Here is a 15,349-nt window from a genome sequence, read left to right as displayed (position 1 = left end):
TGCCGGGCGCACATGAAAAAGTCACCATCATTTGATGGAGGGGGTGTCCCTTTGGAAAAAAACACCACGATTCGTGCAGAAATTGAAAAGTATATTCAGCGTGAAGGTATTTCCATGCAATGTTTCGCAGACGCTTCCAAGGTAAATCCGGGTACACTTAGTGGTATACTTAACCGGAATCCCCCACGGCCGATTTCAGTTAATCAGCTTGATCTGATTACCGGGGCTATGGGATTGGAGGAAGGGGCCTTGTTCGAGATGTATGTGGATGAATGTTTTATTCATTCCTTACCGCATTGGAGGAGGTTACGTCCGTTTCTTCTCCGTTGTTCGGAGCTGAACAAGCTGGAATGTATTTGCAGCGTACTTGGCTATCTGATGGATGATTTATCGAACATTCCGGCTATTTTTGAGACCGCAGAAGCGATGTTTGATGACGACAGATATGAAGCCGCCTTGCTTCTGTACAATTGCGTCATCGAGAGTGAGAAATATACCCACTCCGAGCGGTTAGCGATCAGCTATTTCCGTATATTCCAGATTCAGATCAAGGATAACAAACGGAGCTTGAAGGCTGCTGTACAATTCCATTTGTACCGTGGTCGGTTGCCGGAAACTTACGCATTGGAAGGCTTACATATGCTATCTCAAGTGTTTGCGTTAAAAATGCAATGGTCCGAGATGGAAATGTATGCGGACGAGCTGCGAGAATTGGCTCAGGCGCTATACCGCAATCGGAACCGCTTTGGAGATGAGCATCTGGAGTTGCTCAAACCGCTTGTCTACTATTATGCACAGGGTCATCTGCTCAAGGCCAGCTGCTATGAGTTTCAGGGCAGGTATGAGGAATCCAAGAAATGGATTGATGGGTATGCAGATTTGAGCTGGTTTGAAGGATTGGACGAGGAAGGCCGGAAAGTAGTGGACATGCATCGTGTGTATGCTCGAGGCAATCGGCTTTGTATTGAAATTAAAATGGGCAATACCTCTGCAATTTATGAATATATTACGTATTTGCGCGAGCATCCGGACGAGACACTGGAAGGCTTGAATACGCTGCTGGAATCAGCGAACAGGTTCGGTTACTTTGTGGATGCCGAGCTGGGGCTATTCAGTCAGCAACTCAAGAGCTTCTGGGAGCTTGCCCCGGATCAATGGGACACTCACTACCGCAAGCATTTTAATGCATTCCGTTTCGCCTCCTTTTGCAAGGTGTATGCCGAATATCATTTTCGGAAGGGCGATTATGCAGAGGGAGTGGGGCAAACACTGCATTGCTTGCAGCTGGCTGTAGACAATAGCTATACTGAGCATATTATTGGTTGCATGGCTTTGTTTGAGCAGCACCGGAATTTTTCTACCCCGGAACAGCAGCATCTATATCAGAAGTTTTGCCTGGGGGTGCGTGAAAATGAAAAGAATCATGCCTATGATCACAGTACCGGCGGATATATGTAATCTGTGTAATTCAAACCTTCATCTATCCTATTCTTGCGAGGATGCTCCCGATCCAAGGGAACGTTCTCGTTTTTTAATGCTACTGTATTCTGTGACTTTTAGCATTGGAAGAATGCATTGCGCGTTGACAAGTTTCGCATGCGGGATTAGGATAAATGCAGCACAGTAAGTGAAGGAGAGCATGTGAAAATGACGATTCCCAAAACATTAACGATAGCCGGCTCCGATACCAGCGGCGGCGCTGGTATTCAGGCAGATTTGAAAACCTTTCAGGAGCTTGGCGTATATGGAATGAATGTATTGACAACCGTAGTTGCGATGGAACCCAAAACCTGGGACCATCTTGTATATCCTGTTGCGCTGGATGTGGTAGAAGCACAGCTGCGCACGGTATTGGAAGGCATCGGCTTTGACGCCATGAAAACGGGTATGCTCGGTTCTGTTGATATTATCGAACTGGTTGCCAGCCATCTGCGCAAGCATGACCTTAAACGGGTCGTTATTGATCCGGTTATGGTCTGCAAAGGCACGGATGAAGTGCTTCAGCCGGAAAATACAGAAGCGATGCTGGAATTTCTGATCCCGGGCGCTGATCTGGTAACGCCGAATTTGTTCGAGGCTTCGCAATTGGCGAAGAACGGACCGATTACGACGCTGGAACAGATGCAGGAAGCGGCTGCGATTATCCATGAGCGCGGGGCGAAGCACGTGCTGATCAAGGATCGTGGTAAAATCCGCGCAGGTAAAGCGATGGATCTGTTGTATGATGGAATCACCTTCGACTGGTTCGAGGCGGATGTTGTGAAAACAAGCTTCACCCACGGTGCAGGCTGCACCACGTCGGCAGCAGTAACGGCTGGCTTGGCTCAGGGGCTGACCGTACGTGAAGCGGTGGATCAGGCCAAAAAATTCATTACACAGGCGATTGAAGGCAGCTTCAAGCTGAATGAATTTGTCGGCCCGACTCTGCATGCGGCACATCGTTTGCAAAATCAGTAAAGCAGGAATGCATTTATAAAATCCGGATTTTGCAAACTTCTCAAATGGCTGCTATAGGGAGTGCATCTACGAAATATGTACCGTTAGGCTAGAGACTTAAGCCGCAATACAGGGTATTGCGGCTTTTGGTGTTGTATTTTTTTGGAATTATATCTTCCAGTTTGCTCTAATCGTACTGTATAATAGGCATCAGATTTATTAAATGTAGGGAGGACTCGAAGCAATGACATTATTCAGCCAAATGGCTTATATCCGACCAGAGCAAACTGAAATTGAACAGCGGTTTAAAACGCTGTTGCAGCAATTTCGTGAAGCGGACAGCGTAGAGCGTCAAAATGAAGTCATTCATGCCATTAATAAGCTGCGCAGTAACGTGGAAACGCAATTGCAATTAGTAGAGGTTCGGCACTCCATTGATACGGAGGATGCATTTTACAAAGCAGAGCAAGAGTACGCTGATGATTTCACGCCGGTCATTCAGGAGTATGTAACTGATTACTACCGGGCATTGGTGGACTCGCCGTTCAGGGCCGAGCTGGAGAGCCAGTGGGGTAGCCAGCTTTTCAGTATCGCCGAGGTATCACTCAAGTCGTTCCACCCGGATATTATTGAGGATTTGCAGCAGGAGAATAAGCTGACCTCCGAATACTCCCAATTGATTGCTTCAGCGAAGATTCCGTTCGAGGGAGAAGAACGTACATTGTCGCAGCTCCTGCCTTTTGAAATGGCGACAAACCGGGAGACACGCAAACAGGCCTCCGAGGCCAAGTATCAATTTATGAGCGAGCATGAGGATGAGCTGGATCGAATTTACGATGAACTGGTTAAGGTACGCACGCGCATAGCGCACAAGCTGGGTTACGATAACTTTGTAGAGCTGGGCTATGCCCGTTTGGGACGTACGGATTACAATGCCGTTATGGTTGCCAATTTTCGCGAACAAGTGCTGAAGCATATCGTTCCGCTGGCAACCAAGCTCAAGGAGCGCCAACGCGAGCGGATCGGAGTGGAGCAGCTTCGCTATTATGATGAAGGCTTTAACTTTTTGTCAGGCAATCCTACACCCAAAGGCGACCCGGAGTGGATCATTCGTAATGGAGCGCGTATGTATGAGGAGCTATCACCGGAAACCCATGAATTTTTCAGCTTTATGATCGAACGTGGGTTGATGGACCTGACTAGCAAAAAGGGCAAGCAAAGCGGAGGCTATTGCACGTTTTTGAGCGAATATGGCACTCCGTTTATTTTCTCCAATTTCAATGGTACCTCCGGTGATATCGACGTGCTGACGCATGAAGCGGGTCATGCCTTCCAGGTGTATGAAAGTCGACACTTTGAAATCCCCGAGTACCACTGGCCAACCATGGAGGCGGCTGAAATTCATTCCATGAGTATGGAGTTTTTCGCATGGCCTTGGATGAAGCAGTTCTTCGAGGACGATACGGATAAATATCACTTTGAACATTTGTCCTCATCGTTGTTATTTGTCCCTTACGGCGTAGCTGTGGATGAATTTCAGCATGCAGTATATGAACATCCAGACTGGACGCCAGCCGAACGTAAAAGTGCATGGCGCTCCATTGAACGCAAGTATAAACCGCATCTGGACTATGCAGGCAACGAGTATCTGGAGCAGGGCGGGTTCTGGCATAAGCAGGGACATATTTTCCAATCCCCGTTCTACTATATCGACTACACACTCGCGCAATTGTGCGCATTTCAATTCTGGAAACGTATGAGCATCGACCGGACAGCTGCGTGGGAAGATTATTTGAAGCTGTGCCGTGCCGGGGGGAGTCATTCTTTTACCGGATTGGTGGAGCTGGCTGGTCTGATCTCGCCGTTCCAGGATGGATGTATTGCCTCTGTGATCGGAGAAATTGAAGCTTGGCTGAACAGCGTGGATGATAAAAAGCTTTAAGCTTAACCCAAAAGGGCATTTCACTTACCAGTAAAAGCTGGAAGGCTTGCAAATGAGATGTCCTTTGGGATGGAAACAGAGCTGTTGCACGGAAAAAGCCGGGAATCCCTACATGATGTAGAAGTCCCGGCTTTGTGTGCTTTTAGAGCAAATAGAACTCCATTAAAGCTTGGTATTCAGCGGTTTGAGGTTGGCTTCAATGGAGGCGCGGCGCGATTCCAAAAATGGCGGTAACGCCAGCGATTCACCCAGAAACTCCAGCTCTTCATCTGTATCAAAGCCGGGTCCATCGGTTGCTAATTCAAACAAAATGCCATTCGGCTCACGGAAATACAATGAGCGGAAGTAAAAGCGATCCACGAACCCTGAGCTGGAAATTTGCAGTTGGTTCATACGATCAACCCACTGTCTAAGCTCTTCCTCAGTTGCAACACGGAAGGCTACATGATGCACACTGCCTCGTCCCGGGCGCTCTTGTGGAAGATCATTGCGTTCTTCCAGATGAACCTCAGTCCCGGTACCGCCTTCGCCGGTTTCATAGATGACCACATCCGATTGTCCTGCAACAGGAGAAGGATAGGAGCCCTTTTTGCGGAAGCCCATCACCTGCTCCAGAATAAGAATGGTATTCTCCGCTTTGGGAATGGTCAGATGAACCGGCCCAAGACCTACAATGCCGTATTCAGCAGGGACAGGGCTTTTCTCCCAAGGCGTGCCGCCTCGCACTCCGTTGTCATGCTCATCCGAAACCAGGAAGAAGCGCTGTCCTTCAAAATCCTCAAACGAAAGCGCCAAACGTCCCGCTTGATCCGTAATTTCACCATGCTTTACATCCAATTGCTCAAAACGGTCTTTCCAGTAATCCAGTGCCTTGTCATTCGGTACCCGCAGGGAAAGCGCCGAAATACTGTTATTCCCCGTACGAGTTTGCCCAGCATGCGGAATCTCAAAGAAAGTGACTTCGGTACCAGCCGTTCCGCGCTCATCTCCATAAAAGAGGTGATAGACGCTAACATCATCCTGATTCACCGTTTTCTTAATGAGCCGAAGTCCCATTACCTGAGTATAAAAATCAACATTCTTAGCCGCCGCCGCTGTAATCGCCGAAACGTGATGCAATCCTAACAGTTTCATGTCATTATTCTCCTTGGTTTTTATATGATTAGCATGTAAAAGCAAAATAAACAGTCGTAAACTTTTCTTTATTATTTATTATCTTGATATTAAGATATATTATTTTGGATTGTTTGTCAACTTGAATTATACACGGACTCCAAAGACGGACAAAAATAGAAATTCGAAATCATGCAAAAGCATATACAATAAAGCCTGATATAGCCCAATGTAGATAGAATGAATTTTATTATAAAAGGAGTGTACTCGATGTATGCGGATAAGGATTTAACCATTAGGCCCATTACATAAGAAGACTTACAGGCTCTTTGGACGTTAAGTTATAAAGAAGAAGCACCGGAATGGAAGCAATGGGATGCGCCTTATTATGAACATAAGACACTTTCTTATGAAGATTATCTCCAAGATAAGGAAAAGCGAGTCGGGCAAGATGATTATTGGGAGCATAAGCCTTCTCAATGGCTTGAAATAGGGATAGGTATCTATGATTCGCAATATTGGAGCCGTGGGTTTGGTACTAGGGTACTTCGACTGTGGATCACGCATTTGTTTAATACATTACCTCTAGTAAGAGTGGGCTTTACAACCTGGTCAGGAAACCATCGGATGATGAAGGTTGGGGAAAAACTGGGGATGACCTTGGAGGCCCGGCTTCGAAAGTGCAGATATTATAATGGACAGTATTATGATTCGATCCGAATGGGGCTTTTGCGGGAAGAGTGGAAGTCGTAAGCTCCTCATTCAAAATTTTTAAAATCAAGTAGATCAAGCTGTCGGGATGCTCCCGACGGCTTTTTTTGCATGTTTTGTTCATTTCAAAAAATTTGACAGATACGAGATGACTGATATAATTTATGCTAGTTGATTTTTGATAATGATTATCATTATTGGAGGGGAGGACAGGGCCGAAGCTTGGTACAGGTTGTTGGAGAACAGGCTCCCTTGGTTAGAACATGAAATTGCGTTATTTAATACTGGCTTTTCTGGTACTGGCCTTCGCCTCGGTTTTTATCGGTGTTCATGATGTAACTCCACTTGATTTGTTCTACTTAACCAATGATCAGGCGCAGGTACTCCTGATTAGCAGACTACCGCGTTTGATCAGCATCATCATCGCAGGAGCGAGTATGAGTATCTGTGGGCTTATTATGCAGCAGCTTACCCGGAACCGATTTGTATCGCCCACCACCGCAGGGACGATGGATGCAGCACGATTAGGTGTGCTGATGGCTATTATGGTGTTTGGAGCGGCTGGATTTTGGACGAAGATGCTGACGGCTTTCGGGTTTGCCCTGGCGGGGACACTGATTTTCATGAAAATACTGGATAAAATCCGTTTCAAGGACCCGGTATTTATCCCGCTGGTCGGTTTGATGTTCGGGGGCATTTTGAATTCGGTGACGACCTTTTTCGCCTATAAATACAATCTGATCCAGAGTATTTCCTCGTGGATGCAGGGTGATTTTTCACTGGTGATGAGTGGTCGCTATGAGATGCTGTATCTTAGTGTTCCTTTGGTTGCATTAGCGTACATATATGCGAATCGTTTCACAATTGCAGGCATGGGCGAGGATTTTGCGGCAAATTTGGGCGTACATTACAAGCGCACCGTCAATGTCGGTCTGGTGATCGTGGCTTTGGTTTCCTCCGTCGTCATATTGACCGTGGGAACGATCCCTTTTCTGGGGCTGGTTGTACCCAATCTGGTCAGCATGTATATGGGCGATAATCTGAAAAAAAGTTTGGCCCATACCGCAACCTTGGGCGCCGTCTTTGTGCTGTTTTGCGATATTTTGGGACGGGTCATCATTTATCCGTATGAAATATCTGTAGGGCTAACGGTTGGTGTGATCGGGAGCGCGTTGTTCTTGTATTTGCTGTTGAGGAGAAGGGCCTATGAATCCTAAATTAAAAATTGGCATACTAGCCGCTGCCGCGCTTGTGTTGATTGCTGCTTTCGTGTTTATGGATCTTCCGCATACCTGGCACTACGCGCTGCCGCGACGATTGAAAAAGATCGCAGCCTTCATCCTGACAGGTGGCTCGATTGCTTTTGCAACGGTTATTTTCCAGACGATTACGAACAACCGGATTTTGACCCCGGGTATTATCGGACTGGATTCACTGTATATGCTGGTTCAGACGACCATTGTTTTTGCGTTTGGCTCCGTACCGTTCATTTCGACCAGCAGAGAGCTGAACTTCTTATTATCTGTGGGACTGATGGTGCTGTTCGCGGGTTTACTGTACAAATTAATTTTTCGCAAGGACGGACGCGGGATTTATGTACTTCTGCTGATCGGTCTGGTGTTCGGCACGCTGTTCAACAGCTTATCTACCTTTATGGAAGTGCTGATTGATCCGAACGAATTTGCCAAAATTCAGGACAAAAGCTTTGCCAGCTTCAGTAATGTGAACACCGAGCTGCTATGGCTGTCCGTCGTGATTCTAGTGCTCGTATTTGCTTATGCGTGGAGGTTCATCAAGTATCTGGATGTGCTGTCGCTGGGACGGGAGCATGCGATTAACTTGGGGCTACCATACGGTTTTATTATTAAAAGATTGCTAGTGATTGTGGCGATTCTCATCTCCATTTCCACGGCGCTCGTCGGACCGATTACTTTTCTCGGGTTGATTGTGGCGAATGTGGCCTATCAGGTGATGAAGACCTATCGGCACAGATATATTATTCCGGCCTCCATCTGTGTCAGTGTCATTGCATTGGCAGGCTGCCAACTGCTGGCAGAAAGAGTATTCGACTTATCGACAACGGTCAGCGTCATTATTAACTTTATCGGGGGGGTGTACTTCCTGTACCTTTTGCTGCGGGAGAATAAATCATGGTAGAAGTCAAAAACGTATCCAAACGCTACGGGAATAAAAATGTGGTGGATCAGGTATCCGTCACCGTACCGAAAGGCACCATTACCTCCTTTATTGGACCCAACGGCGCGGGAAAAAGCACATTGTTGTCGATGATCAGTCGTCTGACAGACAGCGATGAGGGAGAAATTCTGATTGATGGGCAATCCGTGAGTCTGACGAAAAGTGAGGAGCTGGCCCGGAAGATATCCATTTTAAAACAGACCAATGATGTCAACATTCGCTTAACCGTCAAGGAGTTGGTCAGCTTCGGCCGTTTTCCCTATTCCAAAGGCAGATTAAACAGCGAGGACCGCAAAATGGTCGAACAGTCCATGACCTACATGGGGCTGGAGGATATGAAGGACAAGCATATTGATTTGCTTAGCGGTGGACAGCGACAGCGGGCCTTTATTGCGATGATTCTGGCTCAGGATACGGAATACATACTGCTGGATGAGCCGCTGAACAATCTGGATATGAAGCATTCGGTTCAGATTATGAAGACGCTGCGCGGTTTGGTGGATGATCTCGGCAAAACGATTCTGGTCGTGCTTCACGACATTAACTTTGCCTCCTGCTATTCGGACTATATTGTGGGGATGAAGGACGGCAGGCTACTGAAGCAGGGAACCGCTGACGAAATGATTGATAGTCAGGTATTAAAGGATTTGTACGATATGGATATTCCGATTCAACAGATCGGTGATCATAAAATTTGCGTTTATTTCACATAGGGGGAATGTAAAATGAAGAAAAATATGATGTTTTTAACGCTGATGCTGGCGCTGGTACTGATCGTGTCAGCCTGCGGCAAAGCGGCTCCAGCCACTCAGGAAGCGACGGGCAACGGATCATCTTCTGCTGCAACAACAGAATCCAAAACCATCGAAGTTAAACATGCATTGGATGAAAATCCGGTTCAAGTAAAGGTCAATCCGAAAAATGTCGTTGTTTTTGACTTTGGCGCGTTGGATACGCTGGATAAGCTGGGTGTTGACGTTGCGGCGGTAGCACAGCAGGACCTTCCTACATATTTGAGCAAGTATAAAGATTCCAAATATGCAAGTGCAGGTACGCTGTTTGAACCGGATTACGAGAAAATCAGCGATCTTTCTCCTGAATTGATCATCATTGGTGGCAGACAGGCAGATGCGTACAAAGAATTGAGCAAAATTGCACCGACCATTTCGTTGGCAGTAGACACCAAGGATTTTGTGAATTCCTTTAAGAAAAACGTTGAAACACTGGGTAAAATTTTCGCTAAAGAGGATGCTGCCAAACAGGAATTGGCTACGATTGATAGCTCCATCAAGGCCGTACATGACAAGGCTGTAGCGAGCAAAGCCAAAGGACTAATCGTACTGACGAATGAAGGTAGCCTGAGCGCATATGGCGAGCAATCCCGCTTCGGTATCATTCATGATGCTTTTGGCGTAACCCCTGTGGATCCTGACATTAAAGTATCCACCCATGGACAAAAGGTTTCATTTGAATATGTACAGCAAAAAAATCCGGATTACATCTTTGTCGTTGACCGTGGAGCTGTTGTGGTAGAGGAGGGCAAGGAACAGGTCACAGGCAAACAAACGATTGAGAATGAACTGGTGAAGAAAACCAATGCATTTAAAAACGGTCATATTGTGTATCTTGACCCGAACTACTGGTACCTGTCAGGTAATGGTCTGGAATCCGTATCGGAAATGATCAAGGAAATTGACGCCGCGTTGTAATGGATAACATGCAATAACCCCAAAGGATTGGAGATCGTGAGTCTCTATGCCCTTTGGGGTTATTTTTTGCGTATAATAGAGTAATATTCAAAAATTGATGTTACACGCTATTGAAAGTGAGGGAACCCATATATGAAGAAAAATCGTCTGGGATCTTCGGATTTGCTGGTAGGCGAGATTGGCCTGGGCTGTATGTCGGTCGGTACGGAGGAACAGCAAGGTGTTTACCTGATCCATGAAGCGCTGGATCGGGGCGTGAACCTGCTGGATACGGCGGATTTGTACCATCACGGACGTAATGAGGAAATCGTGGGTGCAGCGATTCGTGGACGGCGTCAAGATGTCGTTTTGGCGACCAAGGTCGGTAATCGGCGTATGCCGGGCCAGGAGGGCTGGGGGTGGGACCCGTCCAAGGAGTATATTCTGTCTGCGGTCAAAGAAAGCCTGCGCCGCCTGGGGACGGACTATATCGACCTGTATCAGCTTCACGGAGGAACGATTGACGATCCCATCGACGAAACGATTGAGGCTTTTGAACAGCTCCAAAGGGAGGGGGTCATCCGTTATTATGGCATTTCCTCAATTCGCCCTCACGTCATCCGCGAATATGTCGAGCGTTCCAATATCGTCAGTGTCATGAATCAATATAGCTTGCTGGACCGTCGGGCAGAGGAAGAGGTACTGTCTTTGCTTCAGGAGCGCGGAATCAGTGTCCTTGCACGCGGGCCTGTCGCCAGCGGCGTGTTGACCGACGAAGGCGAAGGCAAGGTAGCCAAGGGCTATCTGGACTACAAAGAGACGGAGCTGCTGGACGTACGCAAGCAATTAAAGGCGTTCACGGGGACAGAGCGCAGCATGGGGCAGACGGCGATCCGTTATAGTCTGTCTCATCCGGCTGTCGCTGCCGTTATTCCGGGTGCAAGCTCTTTGGGACAATTGGAGCATAATATCGCAGCAGCAAGTCTCCCGTCGTTAACCCAACAGGAGCGGGAGGTGCTACAGCAGATTAGCCGGGCTAACCGCTATGATTCGCAATACCGCTGATACGAGCACACGTAGGGCAGAGGGAATCTTTGTCACACGGTCGGGTCGAAAATGCGATTTGCCAGCCAGTATATCGGGCCATACGTTCGAACGTGTACTCACCGTAGTTGCAATATATGAAAGAATCATTACAATATAAGAGTAAGCTCAGGTTTATAATCCATATTCGAGTATGGAGACGTTCATAAATATACTTTAGGAGGAACCAACAAATGGAACGCATCGAATCACAGCAGCAGTATCAGGATTTGATTAACGGTGACGGCTTGACGGTCGTAAAATTTGATACAAACTGGTGTCCGGATTGCAAGACACTGGATAAATTCATGGGTGGCATTATCGAGGAAAATGCGGATAAGCGTTTCTTTGCGCTTGATGCCGAGAAATTCCAGCCGATTGCCGAAGAAAATCAAGTGCGTGGAATTCCGAGCCTGCTTGTTTTCCGTAACGGCGAAAAAATTGCTCATTTGCACAGCAAATATGCCAAGACGCCAGCACAAATTTCCGAATACCTGACCACGTTGGAATCAAAACAATAATGAATGATGCAACATGCTGAAATAGAAAAAGGGTTATCCCATGGCTGACAAATCAAGCCTATGGGATAACCCTTTTTTGTCATACGAAACGAGCTGTTATTGCTGAAAAGCATGAAGGCTTTGCGGCAACAAACAACAGCTTACAAAATAATGAAGAAGAACACAGCCGCCAATACGAAGCGGTAGATGGCGAATGAAGTCAGGCTCAAGCGTTTGAGCAGACCGAGGAACGTTTTGATCGCCAGCATTCCGACGATAAAGGCAGTGATAAAGCCTGCCGCGAACACCGGAAAATCGCTCATGGACAGATGGTCCATGCTTTTGATCATATCAATGCCCGATGCGCCCAGCATGACTGGAACAGAAACCAAAAATGTAAATTCAGCGGCTGCTGTATGGCTTACACGGGCGAATAGGCCCCCGGACATGGTTGAGCCTGAACGGGAGAAGCCGGGCCATAAAGCCAGGACCTGGAACAAGCCAATCGTAAAAGCCTGCTTATACGTAATGTCATCCACCGTATGCGATTTAATAGGCGGATGGAATTTTTCAGCCGCGATCATGAGCAAGCCTCCGATGACCAGACTGTACAGAACAGTTTGAGGGCCAAACAGGTATTGCTTGATGACATCACGGAACAGCACGCCAATCACACCCGCAGGGATCATGGCCAAAATAATGTGTAGCAGGTTCAGACGTGGCTGGCTCGAGATTCTGCGTCTGAAATCAAACAGGCTCAGGAACCTGCGCCAGTACAATACGACGACCGCCAGCACAGCACCCAATTGCACAATAACCTCGAACGTTTTGACTGTATCACTCTCCGTATTTAACCCCAGAAGATCAGCCGTCAGGATCATATGACCCGTCGAAGAGACCGGCAAAAACTCTGTCAGCCCTTCAATAATGCCCATAATAATAGATGATAAAATATCCACTTTACTATTTCCTCCTTACACGCGTGCAGGGCAAACGGCCTAAGCCGTTTGCCCTGGAAGTATGTCATTTCAGTAGGAGTGAACGCAAGTGTCAAGTGCACAGTGCAGGCCACTCAGGTCACAGAGGTTCACTCCCGGGAAGAAGTGTCCGATTCCGCTTCCAACTCAGATACAGGAGATTCATTGTGTAGAATAATCTCCACCCGTCGAATACGATTTTTACCCATTTCCCGAATGATAAATTTCACATCATCTTCTATGAATTCCTTGCCCTGTCTCGGTTCTGGAACCCGACTATACACCCACCCTCCGACAGTATCCACGTCCTCATCGTCCAACGTCAAGCCAGTCAGATCGCTCAGATCGGAAAGCATCACCTTGCCATCCATCAAATAACGGTTCTCCGTTAATTTCTCGATTTCCTTCCGTTCATCCTTATCAAATTCATCACGAATTTCGCCAACAATTTCCTCCAAAATGTCTTCAATGGTAATCAGACCGGAGGTTCCGCCGTATTCATCGACGAGAAGGGCGATATGAACCTGCTCCTTCTGCATGCGTTTAAGCAGCGTGTTGACAGGTATCACTTCCGGAACAGTCAGGATCGGTTGAATCAGACTATGGAAATCAAGCTCAGGGTTGCGGTCATACTCAAGGAACAATTGCTTGGTATTAATCATACCGATGATCTGATCCTTGCTCTCTGTCGCCACCGGAAAACGGGTATACTGCTCTTCGTGAATGGTTAGCATGTTTTCTTTCAGCGAGCGATTCGTAAACAAGCATACCATATCTGTACGTGGCACCATAATTTCTTTGGCAACGGTCTCGTCAAAAGCAAAGATACGATTCACGTAGCCATATTCGGTGTTATTGATCTTACCACTTTCGACGCTTTCGGACAAAATGATCTGAATTTCCTCCTGCGAGTGTGCTTCCTCATGCTCGCTTGCCGGTTGAAGACCAAACAGACGAACCAGACGGTTGGCCGAGCCGTTCAGGAGCCAGATAAACGGATACATAATCCGGTTAAACCATACGATGACCGGGGAGGTCAATAAGCTCACGGCTTCTGCTTTGCGGATCGCCAGCGTTTTGGGAGCCAGCTCACCGATAACCACGTGCAGGTAAGTTACAATGACAAATGAAATAATAAAGGCCAGGATATGTGAAAATTCCCCATTGATGTTGAGCTGTTGAAAGAGAGGCTCCAGCAATTTGACCACGGTCGGTTCACCGAGCCAGCCGAGTCCCAACGCTGTAATCGTAATACCAAGCTGACAGGCGGACAGGTAGCCGTCCAGATTATTGACGACCTTTTGTAGCGCCAGTGCGTTTTTACGGTTCTCCACTACCAGCTGATCGACCCGGCTGGAACGGATTTTAATAATCGCAAACTCGGTAGCCACGAAGAAAGCACTAAATATAATCAACACCGCGAACAAAAATAGACTGACACCTATACCCATGTAATTTTCACTCATCCCTTTTTCGTTCAATTTTTAATGAACTCCATTTTAAGTTCACTTGAACTTATTTTAAGAACTTAAAAGCAAATATACAAGGTTCATATCCAATCATAGTAGGTCACCTACCTCCAATTTGCACGGAAAATAAGGCAAAACAGAACCCGCACGGATCATTGCTTCACTTTACAAGCCTAGTTTATGGGCGTATGATGAGTTCAAATGAACTTGAAATGGTTTAAAGGGAGGAAAGCAGATGGAGTCTTTTACCCTCACACGCCGTGATATGGCCCATTTGCTGCTGGCGATGGAAGGTCGCCGCGAATTGCAGCCGTTGGCCGTTCTTCAGGATGCCTGGAGACGCACCCATATCCATCCGGACCGTCCCGGCAGCACGATGCCGACATTTTTGTATACTGAGGTAACGCCTGTGCTGGATAAAATTATCAAGGGCAAGCACAGCGCAGCTTTTTCACTACAGGAGATCGTTTCTCTTGGCCAACTGGTCGAATATAGCCATGTTTCACTAGCCTCCATGCAAAATTGGGTCAAACGCGACTTCAAGGAATTTCTCGGATCGCCGAAGATCGGCAAGAAATATTCAGTCAACCAGGCCGCACTGCTGCTCATTGTGGAGGATTTGAAATCGTGCCTTGATTTTGAATCCATCCGTCAGTTATTTCATATCCTGTTCCAGCAGCCGGAGGATGATACGGATGATCTAATCCAGCCGGTCGATTTGTACGCTGCTTATTCAACCTTGTTTGAGGAGCTGGATGCGAATGGAGATCAACTGCTGGATGTGGCAGGGGGCGGGCTTGCCAAAGAAAACGGAAATGCCGCTACAGGGCAGCAGCGTCAGGAGGGTGCGACAGAGGAGCTGCTGATTCAGGCCGCAGATCAATACACCAGCCGTTTGCAGCATTTGACCCCTAACCAGTGTCAAGCCGTTCGGAATACATTGCTGGTAGCTGCGGTATCGGTGCAAAATAGTTATTTTTTGTCCATGGCACGCAGGTATGTGAATGCGACGTTGTTTCTGGACTTTCAAGGGTAGATCAGGATTGGCGCTAGAAGCCGATCCTATTTTTTTGCCCTTTTTCGAGTATTGTCTACCCTTTTGGAGACTGAAAAAGTATACAAAAGAGGTATATACACTCAAACGCTGTCAAAGATACAATAAACATATATCATCCAGCAATTGGAAAAACTTTGAATATCTCTTCCAAAGCATCTGGATACACACAGGAGGTAA

13 protein-coding genes and 1 pseudogene are annotated in these 15,349 nt (G+C 47.1%); 11 read left to right on the top strand and 3 right to left on the bottom strand.

Features of this window, described 5'->3' with window-relative positions; translation table 11 throughout:
• Positions 1 to 51 precede the first annotated feature (51 nt).
• The 3 genes from ACIFO6_RS00805 to ACIFO6_RS00795 all read left to right on the top strand — a co-directional run bounded on the left by ACIFO6_RS00805 (position 52) and on the right by ACIFO6_RS00795 (position 4,378).
• Positions 52 to 1,458, top strand: coding sequence for a DNA-binding protein (locus tag ACIFO6_RS00805; protein WP_430036965.1), 1,407 nt, complete (start codon positions 52 to 54; stop codon positions 1,456 to 1,458).
• A 189-nt stretch (positions 1,459 to 1,647) separates the two neighbouring features.
• Positions 1,648 to 2,457, top strand: a complete 810-nt coding sequence (thiD, locus tag ACIFO6_RS00800) for a bifunctional hydroxymethylpyrimidine kinase/phosphomethylpyrimidine kinase (RefSeq protein ID WP_430036962.1) — start codon at positions 1,648 to 1,650, stop codon at positions 2,455 to 2,457.
• A 223-nt stretch (positions 2,458 to 2,680) separates the two neighbouring features.
• The gene (locus ACIFO6_RS00795; protein ID WP_430036960.1) at positions 2,681 to 4,378 is read left to right on the top strand and encodes a M3 family oligoendopeptidase; all 1,698 of its coding nucleotides are present in this window, start codon (positions 2,681 to 2,683) and stop codon (positions 4,376 to 4,378) included.
• 162 nt (positions 4,379 to 4,540) lie between these two features.
• Here ACIFO6_RS00795 and ACIFO6_RS00790 read toward each other — a convergent pair whose 3' ends face one another.
• Positions 4,541 to 5,512, bottom strand: coding sequence for a ring-cleaving dioxygenase (locus tag ACIFO6_RS00790; protein WP_430036958.1), 972 nt, complete (start codon positions 5,510 to 5,512; stop codon positions 4,541 to 4,543).
• Positions 5,513 to 5,761: 249 nt separating this feature from the next.
• Here ACIFO6_RS00790 and ACIFO6_RS00785 point away from each other — a divergent pair.
• The 7 genes and pseudogenes from ACIFO6_RS00785 (at position 5,762) to ACIFO6_RS00755 (ending at position 11,690) form a co-directional block, all read left to right on the top strand.
• Positions 5,762 to 6,244: pseudogene (locus tag ACIFO6_RS00785) on the top strand (GNAT family N-acetyltransferase).
• Positions 6,245 to 6,465: 221 nt separating this feature from the next.
• The gene (locus ACIFO6_RS00780) at positions 6,466 to 7,419 is read left to right on the top strand and encodes an ABC transporter permease (protein ID WP_430036955.1); all 954 of its coding nucleotides are present in this window, start codon (positions 6,466 to 6,468) and stop codon (positions 7,417 to 7,419) included.
• Positions 7,409 to 8,359 carry an iron chelate uptake ABC transporter family permease subunit gene (locus ACIFO6_RS00775; protein ID WP_430036952.1) on the top strand — a complete coding sequence of 317 codons (951 nt, stop codon included), beginning with the start codon at positions 7,409 to 7,411 and terminating at the stop codon, positions 8,357 to 8,359. Before ACIFO6_RS00780 ends, ACIFO6_RS00775 begins: the two co-directional genes overlap by 11 nt.
• Positions 8,353 to 9,111 (top strand): ABC transporter ATP-binding protein, encoded by a 759-nt coding sequence (locus ACIFO6_RS00770; RefSeq protein WP_430036950.1) that lies wholly within the window; start codon positions 8,353 to 8,355, stop codon positions 9,109 to 9,111. The genes ACIFO6_RS00775 and ACIFO6_RS00770 overlap by 7 nt, the downstream gene beginning before the upstream one ends.
• Positions 9,112 to 9,123: 12 nt before the next feature.
• On the top strand, positions 9,124 to 10,107 hold the full coding sequence (locus ACIFO6_RS00765; RefSeq protein ID WP_430036947.1) for a siderophore ABC transporter substrate-binding protein: 984 nt from the start codon (positions 9,124 to 9,126) through the stop codon (positions 10,105 to 10,107).
• A gap of 132 nt (positions 10,108 to 10,239) precedes the next feature.
• A complete protein-coding gene (locus tag ACIFO6_RS00760; protein WP_430036944.1) occupies positions 10,240 to 11,151 on the top strand; it encodes an aldo/keto reductase in 912 nt (303 codons plus the stop codon).
• A 212-nt stretch (positions 11,152 to 11,363) separates the two neighbouring features.
• Positions 11,364 to 11,690, top strand: coding sequence for a thioredoxin family protein (locus ACIFO6_RS00755; RefSeq protein WP_430036941.1), 327 nt, complete (start codon positions 11,364 to 11,366; stop codon positions 11,688 to 11,690).
• Between the two features lie 140 nt (positions 11,691 to 11,830).
• On the opposite strand, the gene bacA is transcribed toward ACIFO6_RS00755, so the two are convergent.
• Entirely contained in the window at positions 11,831 to 12,628 is a 798-nt protein-coding gene (gene bacA / locus ACIFO6_RS00750) for an undecaprenyl-diphosphate phosphatase (RefSeq protein WP_430036939.1), read from the bottom strand.
• Positions 12,629 to 12,756: 128 nt separating this feature from the next.
• Complete coding sequence (locus ACIFO6_RS00745) at positions 12,757 to 14,127, bottom strand: hemolysin family protein (protein ID WP_430036936.1); 1,371 nt, start codon at positions 14,125 to 14,127, stop codon at positions 12,757 to 12,759.
• Positions 14,128 to 14,350: 223 nt separating this feature from the next.
• Between ACIFO6_RS00745 and ACIFO6_RS00740 the strand changes: the two genes are divergently transcribed.
• Positions 14,351 to 15,151, top strand: a complete 801-nt coding sequence (locus ACIFO6_RS00740; RefSeq protein WP_430036933.1) for a DUF1836 domain-containing protein — start codon at positions 14,351 to 14,353, stop codon at positions 15,149 to 15,151.
• Positions 15,152 to 15,349: the final 198 nt, after the last annotated feature.

It is taken from the genome of Paenibacillus sp. NRS-1781 (assembly GCF_050467745.1).
In the GTDB taxonomy this organism is placed as follows: domain Bacteria; phylum Bacillota; class Bacilli; order Paenibacillales; family Paenibacillaceae; genus Paenibacillus; species Paenibacillus terrae_A.
This window is presented reverse-complemented; position numbering and strand designations above follow the sequence as displayed.

Bases quoted from the DNA above. Each gene is read 5' to 3' on its own strand.
- thiD (WP_430036962.1), top strand. From the start codon at position 1,648: ATGACGATTCCCAAAACATTAACGATAGCCGGCTCCGATACCAGCGGC.
- ACIFO6_RS00795 (WP_430036960.1), top strand. From the start codon at position 2,681: ATGACATTATTCAGCCAAATGGCTTATATCCGACCAGAGCAAACTGAA.
- ACIFO6_RS00790 (WP_430036958.1), bottom strand. From the start codon at position 5,512: ATGAAACTGTTAGGATTGCATCACGTTTCGGCGATTACAGCGGCGGCG.
- ACIFO6_RS00780 (WP_430036955.1), top strand. From the start codon at position 6,466: ATGAAATTGCGTTATTTAATACTGGCTTTTCTGGTACTGGCCTTCGCC.
- ACIFO6_RS00775 (WP_430036952.1), top strand. From the start codon at position 7,409: ATGAATCCTAAATTAAAAATTGGCATACTAGCCGCTGCCGCGCTTGTG.
- ACIFO6_RS00770 (WP_430036950.1), top strand. From the start codon at position 8,353: ATGGTAGAAGTCAAAAACGTATCCAAACGCTACGGGAATAAAAATGTG.
- ACIFO6_RS00765 (WP_430036947.1), top strand. From the start codon at position 9,124: ATGAAGAAAAATATGATGTTTTTAACGCTGATGCTGGCGCTGGTACTG.
- ACIFO6_RS00760 (WP_430036944.1), top strand. From the start codon at position 10,240: ATGAAGAAAAATCGTCTGGGATCTTCGGATTTGCTGGTAGGCGAGATT.
- ACIFO6_RS00755 (WP_430036941.1), top strand. From the start codon at position 11,364: ATGGAACGCATCGAATCACAGCAGCAGTATCAGGATTTGATTAACGGT.
- ACIFO6_RS00740 (WP_430036933.1), top strand. From the start codon at position 14,351: ATGGAGTCTTTTACCCTCACACGCCGTGATATGGCCCATTTGCTGCTG.